The sequence below is a fragment of the Acinetobacter sp. ESBL14 genome (assembly GCF_036668815.1).
Lineage (GTDB): Bacteria > Pseudomonadota > Gammaproteobacteria > Pseudomonadales > Moraxellaceae > Acinetobacter > Acinetobacter gyllenbergii.
In genome coordinates, this window is the sequence record NZ_JAZEVS010000007.1 from 194387 (window position 1) to 214501 (window position 20115).

A 20115-nucleotide genomic window follows, 5' to 3' on the forward strand; every position below is an offset into this window, starting at 1 on the left:
AACTTGTTGATCTCAAAAATCATTGTAAAGTTGTTTTAAGCAGGAAAAGGATGGCACGCAATGACTTTATTTTGTACAGAAAATGCATTAACGTGTGGAGAGTCTTGCACGATTAGGATGATCTTAAAATGAATGCACCAGCGAATATTACCAAGCCCGTGGAATTTTCATTACCGATTAAAAACTATGATGAATTTTATCACTTTTATTTAACAGAACATCGCAGTATTGCCAGCCGTCGTTTGCATGTCGCAGGCAGCTCTATTGGTTTATATTTCTTTAGTAAAGCCATTCGTAAACGTCAGGCAAAATATGCTGTGTATGGCTTGGTATCAGGCTATGCCTGTGCTTGGGTTGGGCATTTTTTCTTTGAACATAATAAGCCTGCCAGCTTTAAACAACCGCTATATAGCTTTATTTCAGATTGGCGCATGTTGTCAGATGTTGCACGTGGTCGTTTAAGTCTGATTGATCGTCAGTTTGATAAAATTGATTCTTAAGTCAACGTATATTTAAAAATTATAAAGCGACATTAGGTGTCGCAAAGCTGCTTCGGCAGCTTTTTTATTGTTCGCTGTTTCAGTAAGATCATAAAAAAATGAGGGAAAATACAAGAATGGAACAACTGAACCCATCTGATTTAAAAGCAATCTTACATTCTAAACGCGCCAATCTTTATTATTTAGAGCATTGCCGAGTGATGCAAAAAGATGGGCGAGTGTTATATCTCACCGAAGCAAAAAACGAAAACCAATATTGGAATATTCCCATTGCTAATACCACGGTGATTTTGCTGGGCACAGGAACCTCCATTACACAGGCTGCGATGCGAATGTTGTGTAGCGCAGGTGTGTTGGTGGGTTTTTGTGGTGGTGGTGGCACGCCATTATTTGCGGGCAGTGAGGTGGAATGGTTAATGCCACAAAGTGAATATCGCCCAACTGAATATATGCAGGGCTGGATGAGCTTCTGGTTTGATGATGCCAAACGTTTAGATGTTGCAAAGCAATTTCAATTTGCTCGTATCGAATTTATCCGCAAAATTTGGGCTAGAGACAAAGATTTAAAGGATGAAGGTTTTTATCTGGATGATTTAGATATTCAGCAAGCTTTAGCTGGTTATGAAAAGAAAATTCCTAATATGGCCAAAGTGGGTGATTTACTCCTCGCCGAAGCGCAGATGACCAAGCAACTTTATAAAATTGCAGCAACTCGTTGTAAGTTGAGTTTTGAACGTAATCCAGAGCAAGGGGATTTAGCCAATGATTTTTTGAATCATGGCAATTATTTGGCTTATGGTCTCAGTGCGACAACGCTTTGGGTCTTAGGTATTAGTCATTCATTTGCAGTTATGCATGGTAAAACCCGACGCGGTGCATTGGTCTTTGATGTGGCTGATTTAATCAAGGATGCGGTAGTTTTACCGTGGGCGTTTATTTGTGCCAAAGATGGGCTGTCTGAACAAGCGTTCCGTCAGCAACTGTTGCAAAAATTCACAGAATATCGCTGTCTGGATTGGATGTTTGAGCAGGTGAAGTTGCAAGCGTGTAAAAGCTTTCCAAGTCAGGAGAGCGAATGATGATAGTCACTTTTATATCTCAGTGTGAAAAGAAAGCGATTGCTCGAACTCGTCGTGTGCTCGATGCTTTTGCAGATCGGATTGGTGATAACACATGGCAAACGGTGATCACTGAAGATGGATTGTTGGCGGTCAAAAAATTACTTAGAAAAACTGCGACGAAAAGTACAGCGGTTTCATGTCATTGGATACGTGGACGCCGTAGAAGTGAATTGATGTGGGTTGTAGGAAATCGTAATAAGTTTAATGAACAGGGGATTGTACCTGTGAATACCACAAAGAAAAGTTTGGCTCAAAATAAATGGGAAAATGACTGGCATTATTTACCTTTAATTAAGGCATTAGTTGCAGTTTCTGCTTTACTTCATGATTGGGGTAAAGCAACAGTATTATTCCAGCAAAAACTACTCGATAAAAATAACCAATTTAAAGGTGATCCTTTACGTCATGAATGGATTTCATGCCTATTATTAAATGCTTTGGTGCAATCATCAGGCAATATTGAATCTGATGAAGCATGGTTAAATTTATTTATTAATCAAAGTTGGGATGAGGCACTTCTTAAGCAAACGATTGTAAAAAAATCAGATCAATCCAAAGTTTTAGCTCAGCTTCCACCATTTGCTCAATTAGTCGCGTGGCTGATCATTTCACACCATCGCTTACCTAATTTAAAAGAAGATAAAGATTCAAAAAGATATGCTGCTGAACCTGCAAATAGTATTGCAGAATTATTTGAATGTATCGAAGCAAACTGGGGCTATCAAAATAAATTTGAGGAAAAGGATTACCAACAACGACTTAAATTGTGTTTTCAGTTTGAGCAAGGTTTGCTAAGCCAATCTGTTGAATGGACAAAAGAAATTAAAAAATGGTCTTTACGTTTATTACAGGAAGCTCAAGCATCAGAACAGATTTTTGTTGATGGGAGTTGGCGAGTCATTTTACATCATGCACGCTTATGTCTAATGTTGGGTGATCATTATTATTCATCGTGCGAAGCAGATAAAGCATGGAAAACGAATTTATCACTTGTTGCAAATACTGATCCAAAAACGAAACAAGCGAAACAGTATTTAGATGAGCATTTAGTTCGAGTTAGTGACAATGCTATGCGTGTGGCTCAGTCTTTAAGCCGTTTAGCAGATGATATGGAATCTGCATACGATATTCAAAAATTAAAGAAGAAAAGTCCATCAGGTTTTGAATGGCAGGATCAGGCTGCTAAAGGGATTCAGCAATTCATTCAAAAAAATGAAGGGGCTGAGAAACAGGGTTGGTTTGTTGTCAATATGGCAAGTACCGGGAAAGGAAAAACCATTGCCAATGCGAAAATTATGCAAGCCTTATCTAAGGACGGACAATCATTACGTTATATTTTAGCACTAGGTTTGAGAACATTAACTTTACAAACAGGGGATTCATACCGTCATGATATTGGTTTAAGTAATGATGAACTAGCCGTTTTAATTGGTTCAAAAGCTGTGCAGGAGTTGCATTATCAACATGCTAGAAATGGTCAACAGGACGAATTAAATATTGAGGAAATCGGTTCAGAGTCGTTAGAGGCGTTATTAGAGAATGAACTGGATTACGACACAATGCCTCAAGCCGATTTTATGAATGCTTTATTCCCTAAAAATCAAGAACAACGTAATAAAGCATTTCTGTATAAACCTGTTTTAACCTGTACTATTGATCATATTATGGCAGCGACTGAAACCAAGCGTGGTGGCAAATATATTTTACCGAGCTTAAGACTTTCGTCCTCAGACTTGGTCATTGATGAAGTGGATGATTTTAATGCTCAAGACTTAGTTGCTATTGCCCGACTGGTGCATCTTGCAGGCATGTTGGGTCGAAAAGTGATGATATCGTCAGCAACCATACCTCCAGCATTGGCTGAGGGGTTTTTTAATGCCTATCAGCAAGGCTGGGCTTTGTACTCTGCCTTTAAAAAGCTAAAAAATAAAAATATCGTTTCGATGTGGGTTGATGAGTTCAAAACAAAAATTCAAACCACTGATTCGAATACACCAAAAGAGCTTATACAACAATATCAAAATACACATGATCAATTTGTAGATCTTCGGACAGCAGCATTAGTTCAGCAAGTTGTTAAACATAAAGCCTATATTGTAGATTGTGCTGATCTTGTAGTTGAAAAAGAAGTCCAACGTTTAGATCACAGTTTGCAGTCTCAGTATTTTGAACGGATTCAGCAGAATGCTGAACGATTACATTTGAGTCATCACAGTATCGATCTTAAGACAGGTAAAAAAGTCTCTTTTGGTGTGGTACGTGTTGCCAATATTCCCCCCTGTGTTGCTTTAACTCAATACTTACTCAATGCAGAATGGTCGCAGGGCATAGCGCCTCGTGTTATGGCCTATCATAGTCGTCAAGTTTTGTTGTTACGTAGTGAGCAGGAGCGACACTTAGATCAGGTTTTAAAGCGTAAAGAGAAAGAGGGCGAACAAGCGACGGCATTCTCAAATGATGTGATTCGTCAGCATCTAGATTCAATTGAAGATGAACATGTGATTTTTATTTTGGTTGCAACCCCTGTGGAGGAGGTTGGGCGAGACCATGATTTTGATTGGGCAATTGTAGAGCCATCATCTTATCGTTCGATTATTCAATTAGCAGGGCGAGTGTTACGTCACAGAAAATTGGCGCAGAATATCGAAAAGCCAAATATTGCTTTAATGCAATATAATTTAAAAGGATTAAGAAAAGCTAAGGTTGCTTTTGAAAAGCCTGGTTTTGAACTTAATAATGATAAATTTCAATTACACACTAAAGATTTAAAAGAGTTACTTGATATTTCAGATGTGAGTTTTAATATTAATGCCATACCAAGAATAAAAACGAATCGACCATTACAAGCAAGAAAAAGACTAGCAGATCTTGAGCATGCAGTAATGGCTGATATATTAACCTCATACAATAAAGTTGGAGCAAAACCATTAAATTCATGGTTAACCCAAAAATGGTTTTTAACAGCTTTACCTCAAAAATTTATACAATTTAGGCAAAGCTCTCCGAATATTCAGATTTTTGTTGTTTGGAGAGATCATAAACTGCTACTCTGTGAAAAAAATGATTTTGGTCATTATATTGATCGGAGCGGTTTTTATAATATTTATTATTTGCAACTAAATAATTTGGAACAAAAAAGATTATGGTTGAATAGGAATTATTACGACATTTTGTGTCGCTTGACACTTGATCATTTAAGTGAGAATGACGAAGATATTGAAGCAAAGATTGAAAGACTATCGGAACGTTATGGTGAGATTATGTTGCTAGAGTACGATGAGAATAAACGATTGATGTATTCAGAACAGTTTGGCTTGGTGGTTTCAAATAAATAATAAGATGGAAAGGATATGGCAGAAAGTATTCATGCATTTTTAAATGAACGTAAAGAACTTTGGCTAAAAGATCGTTTAAAAAGAGCAGAAAGTGATGTTGAAACTTCAACTTTGCAACATCAGGCAAATGATAAATTTAGTTTAAATGAATGGTTACCTGATGCAGCAAAGCGCGTAACCCAGCTTGCAATGGTGAGTCACCCAAGTAAGTTTAGTCATCCAAGTGCCAAGACTTCAAGCCTTATTGCTAAGGCGAAACATTGCAATGATGGCTACTTACGTAGTGGTAATGTGGAATACTCATTGGATGTATTTGGTAATGCTGCCGCAATGGACGTATTTAAGTTTTTGTCTTTACCACTTACTGAAAAAATGACGGTTTTGGATGGCTTCGAACAAGACAACCAAGAGTTGCGGGCTTTAATTACGCATGCAGATTTAAATTTTGAAGCATTGAGTTCAGAATTTTTAAAAATTAAAGCCGCAGATCATTCAGTAAAAACAGACCATCTAGTAAAACAGGTCTATTTTCCAATTAATCAATCTGAATATCATTTATTATCCATTTTAACGCCATCTGGTTTAATTACTCGACTCAAACAAGCAATTGATGCTATGCGTTTTTCGGAAGAAACCAAAAAATCTAAAGAATTGCGTCAGAAAAATGAACATGACGAAATAGGTTATACGGATATATTTGATTTAACAATAACAGCGTATGGTGGAACTCAACCACAGAATGTTAGTGTTTTAAATAGCCAAAATGCAGGACGAGCTTATTTACTGTCGAGTCGCCCACCAGTATTAGAAAAAAGAACGATTCGATTGCCTAAAACTGATTTCTTTATGCAGTGTTTATATCTAAAAAATTATCATGATAGCTTTATTCAGCTACATAAATTTATTCAGCTTGATCTAAATAATACTGATATTAGAAATGCGGTAAAAAATATTATTCAATTTGTGATTGATCAAGTGTTACTACAGGCATTAAAGACTAGACAATATGCAATTGAAGGGTGGACAAATCAAGATTATTACGCAAATTTACCGAAAATACAGCGAATTTGGCTAGATAAAGCTTATCAAGTCGAGCGAGCAGAAAATGGTGACTGGCGTGACGAATTAAGTCGAGAAATAGCGCGTTGGATATTACGAAGTTATGAAAAAGTAATTAGTGATGCTTATATGCTGGGAACAGTAGAGTTGGCTGAGGTTAAACAGCGTGTAGAAAACTCATTACAACAAGCAAAGGAGTTTTTCTAATGCGTCACTTTTTATTGATTTCTCATTTAAAACTTCACAATGCTAATGCCATGAGTAGCCCATATACTATTGGATTTCCAGCAATGACAGCTTGGCTTGGCGCAGTCCACGCTTTGCAACGTAAATTACAAGCTAAGGCATGTGATGTGGCTTTAACTAAAGTTGCGGTAAGTTGTCATGAGTTTAATTTGCAAACCTATAAAGGACGGGGCGATTTTGTCCATTCAATTATAGGTACAGCAAATCCATTGGATAAGGATGGAAGTCGCCCCGCTTTTATTGAGGAAGCCCGTTGCCATTTGGAAGTTTCACTTTTAGTTGAAATTGAAGGTCTGAATAACAAAAAAAGAGAGCAATTGTTAGAACTTGCTTCTGAGCTAATTTGTAGTATGAAATTTGCTAGTGGAGATGTTCTTACGGTGAAGAATTGCCAAATACTGGATTTTGATGATGATGAAGATCATGACAAGGAATTAAAACCAATCCTCAATAAACTCATGCTTGGGCATGTACTGATCGAGCGCCGTGATCTCGTAATAGACAGTATGAATCAAGGTAAAGATGCTTTAGATGCGGTTTTAGAATATTTACACGTAACGCATAGTTCTAATGTAGATGATGATAACAAAGTGACATGGACTTCAAAGCGTAAAGCTCAAGGTTGGCTTGTACCTGTCGCTGTTGGCTTTCAAGGAATTTCTGAGTTGGGATTCGCAAAAAATCAAAGGGATGCCAATACACCACATCGGTTTGCCGAAAGTGTTTTAACTTTGGGTGAGTTTTTGATGCCGTATCGCATAGAACATCTTGATCAAATGTTATGGCAATACCATTTTGATTCAGAAAAGAATTTATATCTCTGCCAAAACGCTACAACAAATTAATTTGATATTGAAAAAGGAAAGACTCATGGCTAAAAATGAAAAAGCAGTCGCAAGTGTACTCGCATTTGAAAAGAAACTTGTTCCATCTGATGGATATTTTTATGGAACGACTTGGGATAATCGCAATGAACAAACAGCTTTAAAACTCATTCCTAAATCAGTCCGAGGAACAGTATCACATCGTCTGAAAAATAAAACTGATAAAGATATGCTTAAATTGGATATGGATATTACTAATGCCAATCCACAAACAGTAGATGCCTGTGCCTTAGGTGAGCATCAAGATACTTTAAAAGTTGGGTTTACTTTGAAAGTATTAGGTGGTGTTGAAAATCCATCTGCTTGTAATAATGAAATTTTTTTAAACTCTTATCAAGCTGTGGCCAAAAGTTATATTAACAAATATGGCTTTACAGAGCTTGCGAAACGTTATGCGCTCAATATTGCTAATGCTCGTTTTTTATGGCGTAACCGTGTCGGTGCAGAAAAAGTAGAGGTTGTGGTAACAATAAATGATCAACCCGCTATAACATTTAATGCTTTGGAATATCCATTGCATGATTTTGATCATGTTGATGAAAAATTAAAAAAATTAGCTGATCAAATCGCTCAGGCTCTAAAAGGTGAAACATCATATTTATTGATTAAAGTTGAGGCTTATGCCTTGGTGGGTAAAGCGCAAGAAGTTTATCCAAGCGAAGAATTGGTTTTGGATAAAGGTAAGGGTGATAAGAGTAAAATCCTTTATCAAGTCAATGATGTTGCTGCAATGCACTCTCAAAAAATTGGTAATGCGCTACGTACAATCGATACTTGGTATACTGAGTTTGACGACAAAAAAACCGCAATCGCGATTGAACCTTATGGTGCGGTCACAAATCTTGGAAAAGCTTATCGTACTCCTAAAGAGAAAAAAGACTTTTTTACTCTATTTGATAAATATGCTTTAGGTGAGCCATTAGAAAATCTGGAACAAGAACATTATGTTATGGCTGTTTTAGTACGTGGTGGGGTGTTCGGTCAAAGTGCGAAGGATTAATAATGCAATATTATCAAGAAATCACTTTAATTGATCAGGATGAAATTTCACCTTATTTTATTTGGTCAAAAGTGTATACCCAACTTCATATTGCTTTTGCAGAGCATAGCGATGAGCAAGATAAGAGCCGCTTGGGTGTCTCTTTTCCTCAATATCGTATTAACCAGCAGAAGAATATTGGGTTTTTGGGTAAGAAAATTCGTATTTTTGCCAATACAGAAGCCGAACTACAGCAACTTAATATGGGGAAGTGGTTGGAATGGTTTGTGGACTATGTCCATTTCACTCAACCACGTGAAGTACCTCAAGCTAAAATCACGGGTTACGCTCATTATTTTCGAGTTAATCCAAAAATGAATTTAGAAGAGCGTATTGCTCATCAGGCCCAACGCCACAATATTTCTTTGGATCAAGCTAGACAGCACTTTAAGCAATATATTGATCAGCCTGTAGTTGAGCCGTATGTAAGTTTAAAAAGTCTTAGTGCTAGGCGAGAAGAAAATATAGATCGACCATATCGCCTATATATTGGTAAATCTGTTGCTGATGAGGCAAAAGATGGAACATTTGGAACTTATGGGTTAAGTCGTTTCTCAACTGTACCAGAGTTTTAACCCAATATTTTTTGACTCTTTAACAGCTCAATAAAATCAATGAGTTACAGTAAGTGGTTTTTTGATTGGGTAAAATGCCTAAATCTATATTAACTACTTGTTGTAACTTATATTTTTACTATAATTTTATAGTTCATGGCGGCATACGCCATTTAGAAATTATGGCAAACATAAGAACACCCTAATTAAAGGTTCATGGCGGCATACGCCATTTAGAAAACTCAGGCAATTGCTGGTTAAAATCAATCTCGGTTCATGGCGGCATACGCCATTTAGAAATTTGCAGCAAGCGGAGCCATCAACCACGCTGTGTTCATGGCGGCATACGCCATTTAGAAATAACTAGGAGCTTCAACATGTCACAAGTTCAAGTTCATGGCGGCATACGCCATTTAGAAAAAAGCAGATGAAGCAAAGAACACTGCCAATACGTTCATGGCGGCATACGCCATTTAGAAATGCTGCACGTGCTGTTCGTTCTTCCTGAATTGGTTCATGGCGGCATACGCCATTTAGAAAAACAAGTGGGCGAAGGCAGTTGTAAATGAAAAGTTCATGGCGGCATACGCCATTTAGAAATGTTAAACGCGCTCTTGCCGATGGGTCCAAGCGTTCATGGCGGCATACGCCATTTAGAAATTGTTGGCGCTGGTCTTTCACTCGTTTCGATGGTTCATGGCGGCATACGCCATTTAGAAATGTAGCCGTGCGGAAGGGTCGCAAGGCGTAGTGTTCATGGCGGCATACGCCATTTAGAAAAGTCAGAAGCCCTAAAATAAATACAGCAATGAGTTCATGGCGGCATACGCCATTTAGAAAACCAGCTGGGCGTTCACAGTAAGTTGCATTATGTTCATGGCGGCATACGCCATTTAGAAAACCTGATGTTAAAACAGGCTGCTCTAATAATGGTTCATGGCGGCATACGCCATTTAGAAAATCTAAGCCGTCTTTGCCATCGAGACCATCTTGTTCATGGCGGCATACGCCATTTAGAAAATTGATTGATGCGGTAAACGAATTAGATATGTGTTCATGGCGGCATACGCCATTTAGAAATTATGAATCAGTACCAACTCACTTTACTGGTAGTTCATGGCGGCATACGCCATTTAGAAATTAGATCACGCAGAAATGGTACAGGATTTTAAGTTCATGGCGGCATACGCCATTTAGAAATAAGTAATAAACGTTATGACAGCTCTGTGTATGTTCATGGCGGCATACGCCATTTAGAAAAATCATAGAAATCAATAAACTTGATTCTTGCAGTTCATGGCGGCATACGCCATTTAGAAAAATTTAAACTGAATCGAACAGATGTATGACTAGTTCATGGCGGCATACGCCATTTAGAAACAAGATTGTTTTTGATCGGGCTGTTCAATTAAGTTCATGGCGGCATACGCCATTTAGAAAAACAAAAAAAATAGTCAAAATAAGCATCAACAGTTCATGGCGGCATACGCCATTTAGAAAGAGGACATACCAAAGTAATGCAGCAGATGCATGTTCATGGCGGCATACGCCATTTAGAAATGGTGTGAGACCTGGAACCAGGGGCAAAAACCGTTCATGGCGGCATACGCCATTTAGAAAATTAGCAAATACCCATAGCACGGAAATTATCGGTTCATGGCGGCATACGCCATTTAGAAATATTCGAGACGCAATAAGAGCAGATCCGGATTGTTCATGGCGGCATACGCCATTTAGAAAAATCCAATGCATTACTTTGACGGCCATAGAGTGTTCATGGCGGCATACGCCATTTAGAAATTGCACCAACAAAAGAGGTTGCTGATAACTCCGTTCATGGCGGCATACGCCATTTAGAAAAGGTACAAGTTCAGTTGTACCTTTTGGGGTTTGTTCATGGCGGCATACGCCATTTAGAAAGACTGGACAACAGCTTGCCCAGACTGGGCAGAGTTCATGGCGGCATACGCCATTTAGAAAGTATTTGTATAAATATTACATTTCATCGGAATGTTCATGGCGGCATACGCCATTTAGAAAATGATGATTTTGATGGTCAATTCCTGAATGTCGTTCATGGCGGCATACGCCATTTAGAAAAAGCAAAAAATGCTGTGTATGAATCGCAAACAGTTCATGGCGGCATACGCCATTTAGAAAAATGACTCACTTGCCGCAGCTGTTGATTCTTCGTTCATGGCGGCATACGCCATTCAGAAATTTGTTCCAGTAGCCACACGACCTGCACCTGCGTTCATGGCGGCATACGCCATTTAGAAATCTCTCCAGAACCAGTGAACTTGGCGCAAAAAGTTCATGGCGGCATACGCCATTTAGAAATCTGATTTAAAGGTGTATTTCAAGTGCAAAACGTTCATGGCGGCATACGCCATTTAGAAATGCAAGGCTTGATACAACTGTGCATATCAGCCGTTCATGGCGGCATACGCCATTTAGAAAAGTAAGCAGCCATTCATCAGTAACACCTAAAAGTTCATGGCGGCATACGCCATTTAGAAATTGATCAGATCTCTGAACGTGAACAGTGCTTTGTTCATGGCGGCATACGCCATTTAGAAATGAGCGTAAGGTTTACACGGATATCACGGGCAGTTCATGGCGGCATACGCCATTTAGAAATACGCCTTCACTGGTTGCCCGTGTCGCTTCTTGTTCATGGCGGCATACGCCATTTAGAAAAGAGCCAGACTTAACACAGATTTGCTTGCCGTGTTCATGGCGGCATACGCCATTTAGAAAGCAACCCAAATTCTAGACGCGTGCCGGCTGTAGTTCATGGCGGCATACGCCATTTAGAAATAGTGGCGTCGTAGCTGGTGAATTGATTGTGTGTTCATGGCGGCATACGCCATTTAGAAAATAAATGGTCGCCAAGAGTCTCAAGACCCATTGTTCATGGCGGCATACGCCATTTAGAAAAGTGATATTTTTATGTCCACCTTTGAATCTGAGTTCATGGCGGCATACGCCATTTAGAAACCCAACATCCACACCCGAAGGCGTAAGAGCAAGTTCATGGCGGCATACGCCATTTAGAAAATTTCTTAAATATGGCCGTAAATTAATACTGAGTTCATGGCGGCATACGCCATTTAGAAAAGAAAAGGGGACGTTATTTTTAACCCTTTTGAGTTCATGGCGGTATACGCCATTTAGAAAGATTGATAACAAAAAGCAGACGATGCCAATTGGTTCATGGCGGTATACGCCATTTAGAAATACAAGGCTTAATACGTGGTTATGAATAAAACGTTCATGGCGGTATACGCCATTTAGAAATTATGAAGCGCAATTGCCCGAAAACTATCAAAGTTCATGGCGGTATACGCCATTTAGAAAATGAAACTTACAGATCACGATTCTATTTTTAAGTTCATGGCGGTATACGCCATTTAGAAAGTGATGTGCGGGATGGTAACGAGGTAGCTATGGTTCATGGCGGTATACGCCATTTAGAAAAGCGAAAAGAAAACCATAAGAAACGGTCACATGTTCATGGCGGTATACGCCATTTAGAAATTGCTGCTCAGTGATCGAGAACGTAGTATCACGTTCATGGCGGTATACGCCATTTAGAAATCAAAGCGATTAAATACAAACCAGAAGAAAGCGTTCATGGCGGTATACGCCATTTAGAAATGCTTGTGGGTGCGTCAGGTCATAAGAATCAAGTTCATGGCGGCATACGCCATTTAGAAAATTTTATTTTTTTGAATGTGAGCAGTGATGATGTTCATGGCGGTATACGCCATTTAGAAATAAAAAGGTAAATCCAAACACGCCACGTAGCGGCTCATGGCGTAGAAACGTAGCTGTGCGAAGGAGTCCAAAGGCGTAGTGTTCATGGTGGTATACGCCATTTAGAAATCATGATCTGCAACAAGGGCTTTAACTTCGTCATTCATGGCGGCATACGCCATTTAGAAAAGTCGTATTACTTCCTGTGATCTCAACTGAAAGTTCATGGCGGCATACGCTATTTATTTGTGAGGCAAAGAGTAGATAGGTTAATTAATAAGAACTTATACACTCCCTATCTTTAAATTTTCACTAAGAGAATATACTCTGAAGCTAATGTAATTATAGTGAATAGTGAAACGTTCATGCGCGGTCTTTATCTCATTACCAATGACGATCCAATCCAACTATTATTAGAAAAATTAGACGTTGCATTAGCGACAGGGCAGATTGCCATTCTGCAATACCGTCGTAAGAAAGTGGCAAAAGCAGATCAGCCAAGTGAAGTAGAGCAGATCAAAGCACTTTGTGAAAAGCATCAAGTCCCGTTTGTGATTAATGATGATTTGGCTTTGGCTGAACAATTTGGTCTAGGTGTACATCTTGGGCAATCTGATGGTGAAATAAGTGATGCTGCCACACGTTTAGCACAAGGTGTAATTATTGGTCGGACTTGCTTAAACTCATTAGAGCTGGCGGAGAAGGCGATTGCTGACGGTGCAACTTATGTGGCCTTTGGTGCGGTTTATGCGACCTCAACCAAACCTGAAGCGGGCAATGTAGGTATCGAAGTCATTAAACAGGCGAAACAAAAATTTGCTGTGCCGATTTGTGCCATTGGTGGTCTGACTGTGGAAAATTCTCAAGTCGTGATTGAGGCTGGGGCAAGCCTTTGCGCGGTAATTAGTGATATATTAGGGCGATCAACAGCCGAAATTCCTGCTCGTGTACATGCATGGGCAACGTTATTTGACTAATTAGATGCATCCGCTTTGCGGAACTTTTATTGTTTCTCGGAACCACAACGTTCCTCGTCCTCGATTCTAGGTTGAGTCTTTTATGAGTTTATCTCCAAAGCAAGAACAGCTATTTAAACAAGCAAGTAAACATATTCCAGGTGGCGTAAATTCACCGGTACGTGCATTTAACGGTGTTGGTGGTACGCCTGTCTTTATTGAAAAGGCCAAAGGTGCGTATTTGTGGGATGTCGATGGTAAGCGTTACGTGGACTATGTCGGCTCATGGGGACCAATGATTTTAGGTCATGCGCATCCAGATATTATTCAAGCGGTACAAACCGCAGCAGAAGATGGCCTAAGTTTTGGTGCACCAACCGTGCACGAAACTACACTGGCAGATACGATTTGCGAAATTATGCCATCCATTGAATTGGTCCGTATGACCAGCTCAGGCACAGAAGCGACCATGACTGCGATTCGTTTGGCACGTGGATATACAGGCCGTGACAAGATTGTAAAATTTGAAGGCTGTTACCACGGTCATTCAGATTCACTCTTGGTCAAAGCGGGTTCTGGTTTGCTGACTTTAGGTGAGGGCGAGCCAACCTCAAAAGGTGTACCAGCAGATTTTGCCAAACATACCTTAACGCTACCGTATAACAATATTGAAGCGCTGAAAGAATGCTTTAGCAAATTTGGTCATGAGATTGCGGGTGTCATCATTGAGCCTGTTGCAGGCAATATGAATCTGGTAACGCCAATTGATGGTTTCTTGCAAGCGATTCGTGATGTCTGTGATGAATACAAATCAGTATTTATCATTGATGAAGTGATGACAGGTTTCCGTGTTGCTTTAGGTGGCGCACAATCGGTCTATAACGTTAAACCTGACTTGACCACTTTGGGTAAAATCATTGGTGCTGGCTTACCTGTTGGTGCTTTTGGCGGTAAACGTGAAATCATGGAATGCATCGCGCCTTTAGGCGGTGTTTATCAAGCAGGTACATTGTCCGGGAATCCATTGGCAATGCGTGCTGGTATTGCGATGTTCAAGCATCTTCGTGAGCCTGAATTTTATGACAAGCTTGCAGCACAGTTAGCCAAATTGCTTGCAGGTTTACAGGCTGCGGCAGACGAAGCGGGTATTCCATTTAAAACCCAGCAAGTTGGCGGTATGTTTGGTTTGTACTTTACCGATCAAGAAGACATCACCAGTTTTGATTCAATGTTGGCCTGTGATGTTGAAGCATTTAAGAAATTCTTCCACGGCATGCTAAAGCGTGGTGTTTATCTTGCACCATCGGCATTTGAAGCAGGATTTATTTCATCGATGCATTCTGATCAAGATATTGCAGAGACCATTCAGGCAGCAAAAGAAACCTTTGCTGAAATGAAATAACGCTGTGATGCACAAAAAAGCCCGATTTATTCGGGCTTTTTTTATGGCGATGGTTTCGGTAGTTCTCAAAACAGGTCGCCCTTAACTGATTAAACAATAAGGGTGGATCGTCATGAACGCTCACTACGTTCTCATGTATTTGTAGGCTCTATCTAAGCTCTGAATAGCAGTAAAGATAAATAATCTTTACTGTATTATCAGGTTAAATATGATTGAATAATCCACTATCTTTGCGTTTGTCTTCGGTTGTTCTCAAGGGCGAACGTTGTGGCTGATGCTAGCTGTGTATGGCGTTGCTAGAGATTGTATGCTAGACAAACTTTTGATAAGAAACTCATAGGAATGGAGTAAAAAAGATGAAAACTAAACATTATTTAACTGCCGCAGATGTGGAAATTTTGGTTGATGCAGCCTTGCAGTATGCAACTGCACACAGCTTTAATGTCAGCGTGGCAGTTGTCGATGATGGTGGAACGCTGTTGATAATGAAGCGTATGGATGGTGCATCGGTATTATCGACACAGATTTGCCAAGAAAAAGCACATTCTGCCGCAGTCAGCCGAAGAGCCACCAAGGCATCAGAAGATATGATCCGTGATGGAAAAATTGGCTTTTTAACGATCAATGCAGCAAAAGGCATGTTAGAAGGTGGTGAGCCGATTGTCTATCAAGGGCAGGTTGTTGGGGCTGTTGGGGTTTCAGGCGTGCAATCATTTCAAGATGCAGAAATTGCCCAACATGCAATTCAACATTTTCTAGAGCAACAAGCCTAAAACATCTTTTAAATCCGATTCTGGATGAAATATCGAGAGAAACACGAAAAAAAATAGTAAAAATACGTGTCATGCATTGTAATTCAGCGCTAAGCTTTTTATGATTGCCCGCTTGTTTTCATCCAGTCGTTGGAAGGCTACCTTGAATGATTTTCTAAGTGAACATTTGATTCATCGTGATGAAGATTTTATGGTCATCCATAAACCTGCAGGCTTACTCACTGTGCCGGGGAAAACACCTGATTTACAAGATTGTTTAATCAATCGTTTATTAGAATTAGAACCAAAAACTTTACTGATTCATCGTTTAGATCGCGATACTTCTGGCATCTTGGTGTTTGGTTTATCCAAATTCGGACAGAGCAATATTTCGCGCCAATTTCAAGATCGTCAAACCTCAAAAATTTATCAAGCTTTGGTTGCTGGCCATTTAGAAGGTCAGGGCACAGTCGATATTCCTGTGATTTATGATCCAAGCCGCCCGCCATTGCATATTGTTGATGCTTCCTATCACAAGCCGGCATTAACCGAATGGCAAGCCATCGAACATTTAGAAATTCAAGGGCAAGCTGTAACTCGAGTTAAACTTATTCCGATTACAGGGCGTTCACATCAGCTTCGTGTGCATATGCAATATTTAGGTCATCCGATTCTGGGTGATACCTTATATGCCACACCCGAACAACAACAGCTTTATCCGCGTTTGTGCTTACATGCCACGCAGTTAAGCTTCACTCATCCTAAGACAGGTGCACAACTCAGCTTTGATTGTGCAGTACCGTTTTAGTCTAAAAACTTTTTTATGAAACACGATGTGATGCACGCTATTTGATTACGCTTTGTGTCAAAATACATCGTTGAAAACTACATAAAATGCCTTAACTTTTATTTGGGTCAGGGCATAAAATATGTAGGCTAACTTGAGATAAAGGTGGAAAAATTGCAGCAGTTTGCTATTGGTCAACGTTGGTTATCAGATACTGAAACTGAACTCGGTTTAGGGGTTCTTATTGATGTAGATGAACGTTCTATCAGCATTTTATTCCCTAAAAGTGATGAAACTCGTGTCTATGCACGTAACAATGCGCCTTTATCTCGCATCATCTTTAACGTTAATGATGAAGTCCAAGACCAAGAAGGCATCAAGTGGACTGTTGAGTCGATTGAAGATCGTCATGGCGTACTGCGTTACGATGTGGTTCGTAGCCTTGAAAATGGCGAACAAGAACGTAAGTCACTGAACGAAACCCGTATCGGTGCGCAGATTCAGCTGTCGAAACCTTTAGAGCGTCTGTTAGCCAGCCAAGTTGATTATAAAGAGTGGTATGACCTTCGTATTGAAGCGATGCTGTTGCAAGCACAAATGCACACCAGTCCTTTACGTGGTTTTCTCGGTGCGCGTGTAGGCTTGATTCCACATCAGCTTTATATCGCGCATGAAGTGGGTAAGCGTTTTGCGCCACGTGTTTTATTGGCCGATGAAGTTGGCTTGGGTAAAACCATTGAAGCAGGTTTGATCATTCACCAACAACTAAAAACAGGGCGTTCAGAACGTATCCTGATTTTAGTCCCTGATTCATTGCAATATCAGTGGATGATTGAAATGCGTCGCCGTTTCAATTTGCAATTCTCCCTGTTCGACTTAACCCGTACCGCTTCGATCAAAGAACATGATCCTGACCTGAATCCATTCCTGACTGAGCAATGCATTATTGCCAGCGTCGATTTGATGGTTGACCACGATGATTTACGTGAACAAGCCATGGAAGCAGGTTTTGATCTATTGGTGGTCGATGAAGCCCATCATTTGATGTGGAGTGAAGAAGAAGGCGGTAATGATCGTTATGATCTGGTTGAAGAACTCGCTGAACAAACTGCTGGGGTATTACTGCTCACCGCAACACCTGAGCAATTAGGCGTTGAAAGTCATTTTGCCCGTCTTCGTTTGCTTGATCCACAGCGTTTTAGCAGTCTAGACCGTTTCCTTGATGAAGAAGAGCAATATCAACACACTGCAAAAATTGCAGAAGTGTTGATGTCAGATCAAGCATTAACAGAAGAGCATCTTGCTGCATTGGACGGCTTATTGGGTCATCGTATTGATGATCAGCCTGAACAGCGTATGCGTGCGATTCATGAATTATTAGACCGTCATGGTACAGGTCGTATCTTGTTCCGTAACACCCGTGAAGCGATTCAAGGCTTCCCAGGTCGTGATTGTCAGCCAGCACCTTTACCAGCACCAGAAGATTGGTCATTTGATGGCAAAATGCGTGAGCAAATGTGGCCAGAAGAAGGTCAACTCGATGGCGCATGGATGGAAAATGATCCGCGTGTGCCTTGGTTGATGGAAGTGCTGCGCAAAGATTTAAAACACAAAAAAGTGTTGTTGATTGCACGCAGCGGGCCAGTGGTAGAAGCATTGGAAAATGTTCTGCGTTTACATGCGGGTATTCGTACCGCAATGTTCCATGAGGGCATGAGTTTATTAGAGCGTGACCAAGCTGCAGCATATTTTGCGGAAGATAGTTATGGCGCTCAAATCCTATTGTGTTCAGAAATTGGTTCGGAAGGGCGTAACTTCCAGTTTGCCAGTGATTTGATCTTATTTGATCTGCCTGCAAACCCTGATGTATTGGAACAACGAATTGGCCGTCTGGACCGTATTGGTCAGGAAAATCGTATTCAAATTCATGTGCCGTATTTGATGGGCACAGCACAAGAACGTATGTTCCGTTGGTACAACGAAGCACTCAATATTTTCAGCAGTATTTCTCCGACGGCGCAAACGCTACAAGAGAATTTTATTGTTGAATTAAAAGATTGTTTATTGGCCGATCAAGGTCAGACGTTTGAAGATCTACTTGAAGAAGTTAATGTACAGCGCCAAGCCTTGGAAGCTGAGTTACAGGCAGGTCGTGACCGTTTGCTTGAGTACAACTCGTGTCGTCCAGTGGTTGCGCAAGGCATTGTACAAGCGCTTGAAGATTATGATGACAACACCACTTTGCCAATGTTTGTGAAGCGTTTCATGTCATCCACCAATATTGACTTTGATGAGCAAAGCAATGGTACGGTGATCATCAAGCCGACTGATCAGATGCAAGTTCAAGGCATTAGCTTGGATGAAGAGGGCATGACGGCGACCTTCTATCGTGATCAGGCACAAATTCGTGAAGATGCGCAATATTTGACTTTGGAACATCCGTTTATTGAAAGTGTGATGGAAATGATCCGCACACAATCATTCGGTAGTACCAATGTGGCCTTATTGAAATCGAATGCACTAAAACAAGGTTCAGTCTTGTTGGAAGTGTGGTTTAAGGTTGATGTGGTTGCACCGAAGGCATTGAACTTGCCATCAAGCTTACCGAAGCAATTGATTCGCGTATTGCTCAGTGAAAATGGTCAGGACTTGTCTGCCAAGATCGACCCAAGTATTTTACGTCCGTACCTGCATCATCTAGATGGTAATAGTTGCCGTCAAGTGGTGAAAGCACGCCGTGAAGTGATTGAGTCACGCTATGCGCAAGCTTTAGAGATTGCGAAGGGATCATTGCCTGAATTAATGCAACAGGCTAAAGAGCACTACAGTGGTAAATGGCAGTATGAAATTGACCGTTTAAGCTATCTCAAACAATTTAACCCAAGTATTCGCCAAGATGAAATTGAGCGGCTACAGAAATTCCAGAAAGAAGGCTTAGGTCTGTTAGATGGTCTGTCTGTGACACCAGAAGCGATTCAAGTGTTGGTTGTGGTTAAGCCTTAATTGAAACGACAATAAAAAAGAGGACAACAAAGGTCCTCTTTTTTATGTCTATGGATTTAGTGATCAATATTGGCTTCCAAGAACCATAAGTACTGATCTAGATCCTCGAGTGCTGCATGGATAATATCTTCAGAAATTGGGTCTTGAATTTCGTCAATGGTATCGCGTAGATGGTTGGCGACCACACCATAACGATCCGCCAATTCTTTAAGATGGTCTTGTACCGCGTGAATGGCAACAGGGTACGGCTTGAGGTGTGAGGTTTCTGCAACTGTTTGTGTTGTTCCTAATGCGGTTCCACCGATCTGTACCGCACGCTCTGCGACGTTGTCTAAATGGGTGATGAGCGAAGTACGGAAGGTATCTAACATTTCATGTACTGCAATAAAGTTGCTACCCCGCATGTTCCAATGCGCCTGCTTGGTCAATAAGGACAGGTCAATCAGGTTGGCAAGGATTTGATTTAAAATTTTTACCGTGGACTCTTTAATTGAGTCATCTAAATTATTACGTGTATATACTTTTAAAGCTTTCGCTGTTGAAGAATTCATAGTTACCTCATTCAATTATAATGTGATGAAACATCGTGAATAAAAACCATTCATTTCATGACTAGCTTATCGCTTGAATCGAGGCTTGAGTGTTTTCGTTGTCTAGGCTTTTGTAAGTTTACTTATCATCAATTTTGTTTTTGATTTTATTGGTTTTGATTCAGATG

Annotated in this window: 13 protein-coding genes and 1 CRISPR repeat array; of the genes, 12 read left to right on the forward strand and 1 reads right to left on the reverse strand. The window is 40.2% G+C overall.

Going from position 1 to position 20115, the window contains the following annotated elements; all coding sequences use genetic code 11:
* Window positions 1-128: 128 nt before the first annotated feature.
* The 12 genes from V6E90_RS19025 to rapA all read left to right on the forward strand — a co-directional run bounded on the left by V6E90_RS19025 (window position 129) and on the right by rapA (window position 19397).
* Window positions 129-500: a DUF962 domain-containing protein gene (locus V6E90_RS19025; protein ID WP_005145109.1), complete on the forward strand. Its 372-nt coding sequence runs from the start codon at window positions 129-131 to the stop codon at window positions 498-500.
* A 116-nt stretch (window positions 501-616) separates the two neighbouring features.
* Complete coding sequence (gene cas1f / locus V6E90_RS19030) at window positions 617-1579, forward strand: type I-F CRISPR-associated endonuclease Cas1f (RefSeq protein WP_332606190.1); 963 nt, start codon at window positions 617-619, stop codon at window positions 1577-1579.
* Entirely contained in the window at window positions 1579-4956 is a 3378-nt protein-coding gene (gene cas3f / locus V6E90_RS19035) for a type I-F CRISPR-associated helicase Cas3f (protein ID WP_332606226.1), read from the forward strand. Before cas1f ends, cas3f begins: the two co-directional genes overlap by 1 nt.
* Window positions 4957-4971: 15 nt before the next feature.
* Window positions 4972-6222, forward strand: a complete 1251-nt coding sequence (gene csy1 / locus V6E90_RS19040; protein ID WP_332606191.1) for a type I-F CRISPR-associated protein Csy1 — start codon at window positions 4972-4974, stop codon at window positions 6220-6222.
* Window positions 6222-7106: a type I-F CRISPR-associated protein Csy2 gene (csy2, locus tag V6E90_RS19045; protein ID WP_332606192.1), complete on the forward strand. Its 885-nt coding sequence runs from the start codon at window positions 6222-6224 to the stop codon at window positions 7104-7106. Before csy1 ends, csy2 begins: the two co-directional genes overlap by 1 nt.
* 25 nt (window positions 7107-7131) lie before the next feature.
* On the forward strand, window positions 7132-8145 hold the full coding sequence (gene csy3, locus V6E90_RS19050; RefSeq protein WP_332606193.1) for a type I-F CRISPR-associated protein Csy3: 1014 nt from the start codon (window positions 7132-7134) through the stop codon (window positions 8143-8145).
* 2 nt (window positions 8146-8147) lie between these two features.
* Window positions 8148-8759, forward strand: a complete 612-nt coding sequence (gene cas6f / locus V6E90_RS19055; protein ID WP_332606194.1) for a type I-F CRISPR-associated endoribonuclease Cas6/Csy4 — start codon at window positions 8148-8150, stop codon at window positions 8757-8759.
* A gap of 131 nt (window positions 8760-8890) precedes the next feature.
* A CRISPR array of direct repeats spans window positions 8891-12519; the repeat unit is 28 nt; unit sequence GTTCATGGCGGCATACGCCATTTAGAAA.
* Between the two features lie 343 nt (window positions 12520-12862).
* A complete protein-coding gene (gene thiE, locus V6E90_RS19060; RefSeq protein WP_332606227.1) occupies window positions 12863-13474 on the forward strand; it encodes a thiamine phosphate synthase in 612 nt (203 codons plus the stop codon).
* Window positions 13475-13556: 82 nt separating this feature from the next.
* Window positions 13557-14855, forward strand: a complete 1299-nt coding sequence (gene hemL / locus V6E90_RS19065) for a glutamate-1-semialdehyde 2,1-aminomutase (RefSeq protein ID WP_332606195.1) — start codon at window positions 13557-13559, stop codon at window positions 14853-14855.
* Between the two features lie 356 nt (window positions 14856-15211).
* Complete coding sequence (locus V6E90_RS19070; RefSeq protein WP_262757575.1) at window positions 15212-15628, forward strand: GlcG/HbpS family heme-binding protein; 417 nt, start codon at window positions 15212-15214, stop codon at window positions 15626-15628.
* A 142-nt stretch (window positions 15629-15770) separates the two neighbouring features.
* On the forward strand, window positions 15771-16415 hold the full coding sequence (locus V6E90_RS19075) for an RluA family pseudouridine synthase (RefSeq protein WP_332606196.1): 645 nt from the start codon (window positions 15771-15773) through the stop codon (window positions 16413-16415).
* Window positions 16416-16559: 144 nt separating this feature from the next.
* Entirely contained in the window at window positions 16560-19397 is a 2838-nt protein-coding gene (gene rapA, locus V6E90_RS19080) for an RNA polymerase-associated protein RapA (RefSeq protein WP_332606197.1), read from the forward strand.
* A gap of 56 nt (window positions 19398-19453) precedes the next feature.
* Here the strand turns inward: rapA and dps are convergent, their stop codons facing one another.
* A complete protein-coding gene (gene dps / locus V6E90_RS19085; RefSeq protein WP_004801316.1) occupies window positions 19454-19948 on the reverse strand; it encodes a DNA starvation/stationary phase protection protein Dps in 495 nt (164 codons plus the stop codon).
* Window positions 19949-20115 lie beyond the last annotated feature (167 nt).

What these genes read in the sequence shown, in the direction of transcription:
- cas3f (WP_332606226.1), top strand. Translation starts at nt 1,579, where the DNA reads ATGATAGTCACTTTTATATCTCAGTGTGAAAAGAAAGCGATTGCTCGA.
- csy3 (WP_332606193.1), top strand. Translation starts at nt 7,132, where the DNA reads ATGGCTAAAAATGAAAAAGCAGTCGCAAGTGTACTCGCATTTGAAAAG.
- V6E90_RS19025 (WP_005145109.1), top strand. Translation starts at nt 129, where the DNA reads ATGAATGCACCAGCGAATATTACCAAGCCCGTGGAATTTTCATTACCG.
- V6E90_RS19070 (WP_262757575.1), top strand. Translation starts at nt 15,212, where the DNA reads ATGAAAACTAAACATTATTTAACTGCCGCAGATGTGGAAATTTTGGTT.
- cas6f (WP_332606194.1), top strand. Translation starts at nt 8,148, where the DNA reads ATGCAATATTATCAAGAAATCACTTTAATTGATCAGGATGAAATTTCA.
- csy1 (WP_332606191.1), top strand. Translation starts at nt 4,972, where the DNA reads ATGGCAGAAAGTATTCATGCATTTTTAAATGAACGTAAAGAACTTTGG.
- hemL (WP_332606195.1), top strand. Translation starts at nt 13,557, where the DNA reads ATGAGTTTATCTCCAAAGCAAGAACAGCTATTTAAACAAGCAAGTAAA.
- thiE (WP_332606227.1), top strand. Translation starts at nt 12,863, where the DNA reads ATGCGCGGTCTTTATCTCATTACCAATGACGATCCAATCCAACTATTA.
- dps (WP_004801316.1), bottom strand. Translation starts at nt 19,948, where the DNA reads ATGAATTCTTCAACAGCGAAAGCTTTAAAAGTATATACACGTAATAAT.
- cas1f (WP_332606190.1), top strand. Translation starts at nt 617, where the DNA reads ATGGAACAACTGAACCCATCTGATTTAAAAGCAATCTTACATTCTAAA.
- csy2 (WP_332606192.1), top strand. Translation starts at nt 6,222, where the DNA reads ATGCGTCACTTTTTATTGATTTCTCATTTAAAACTTCACAATGCTAAT.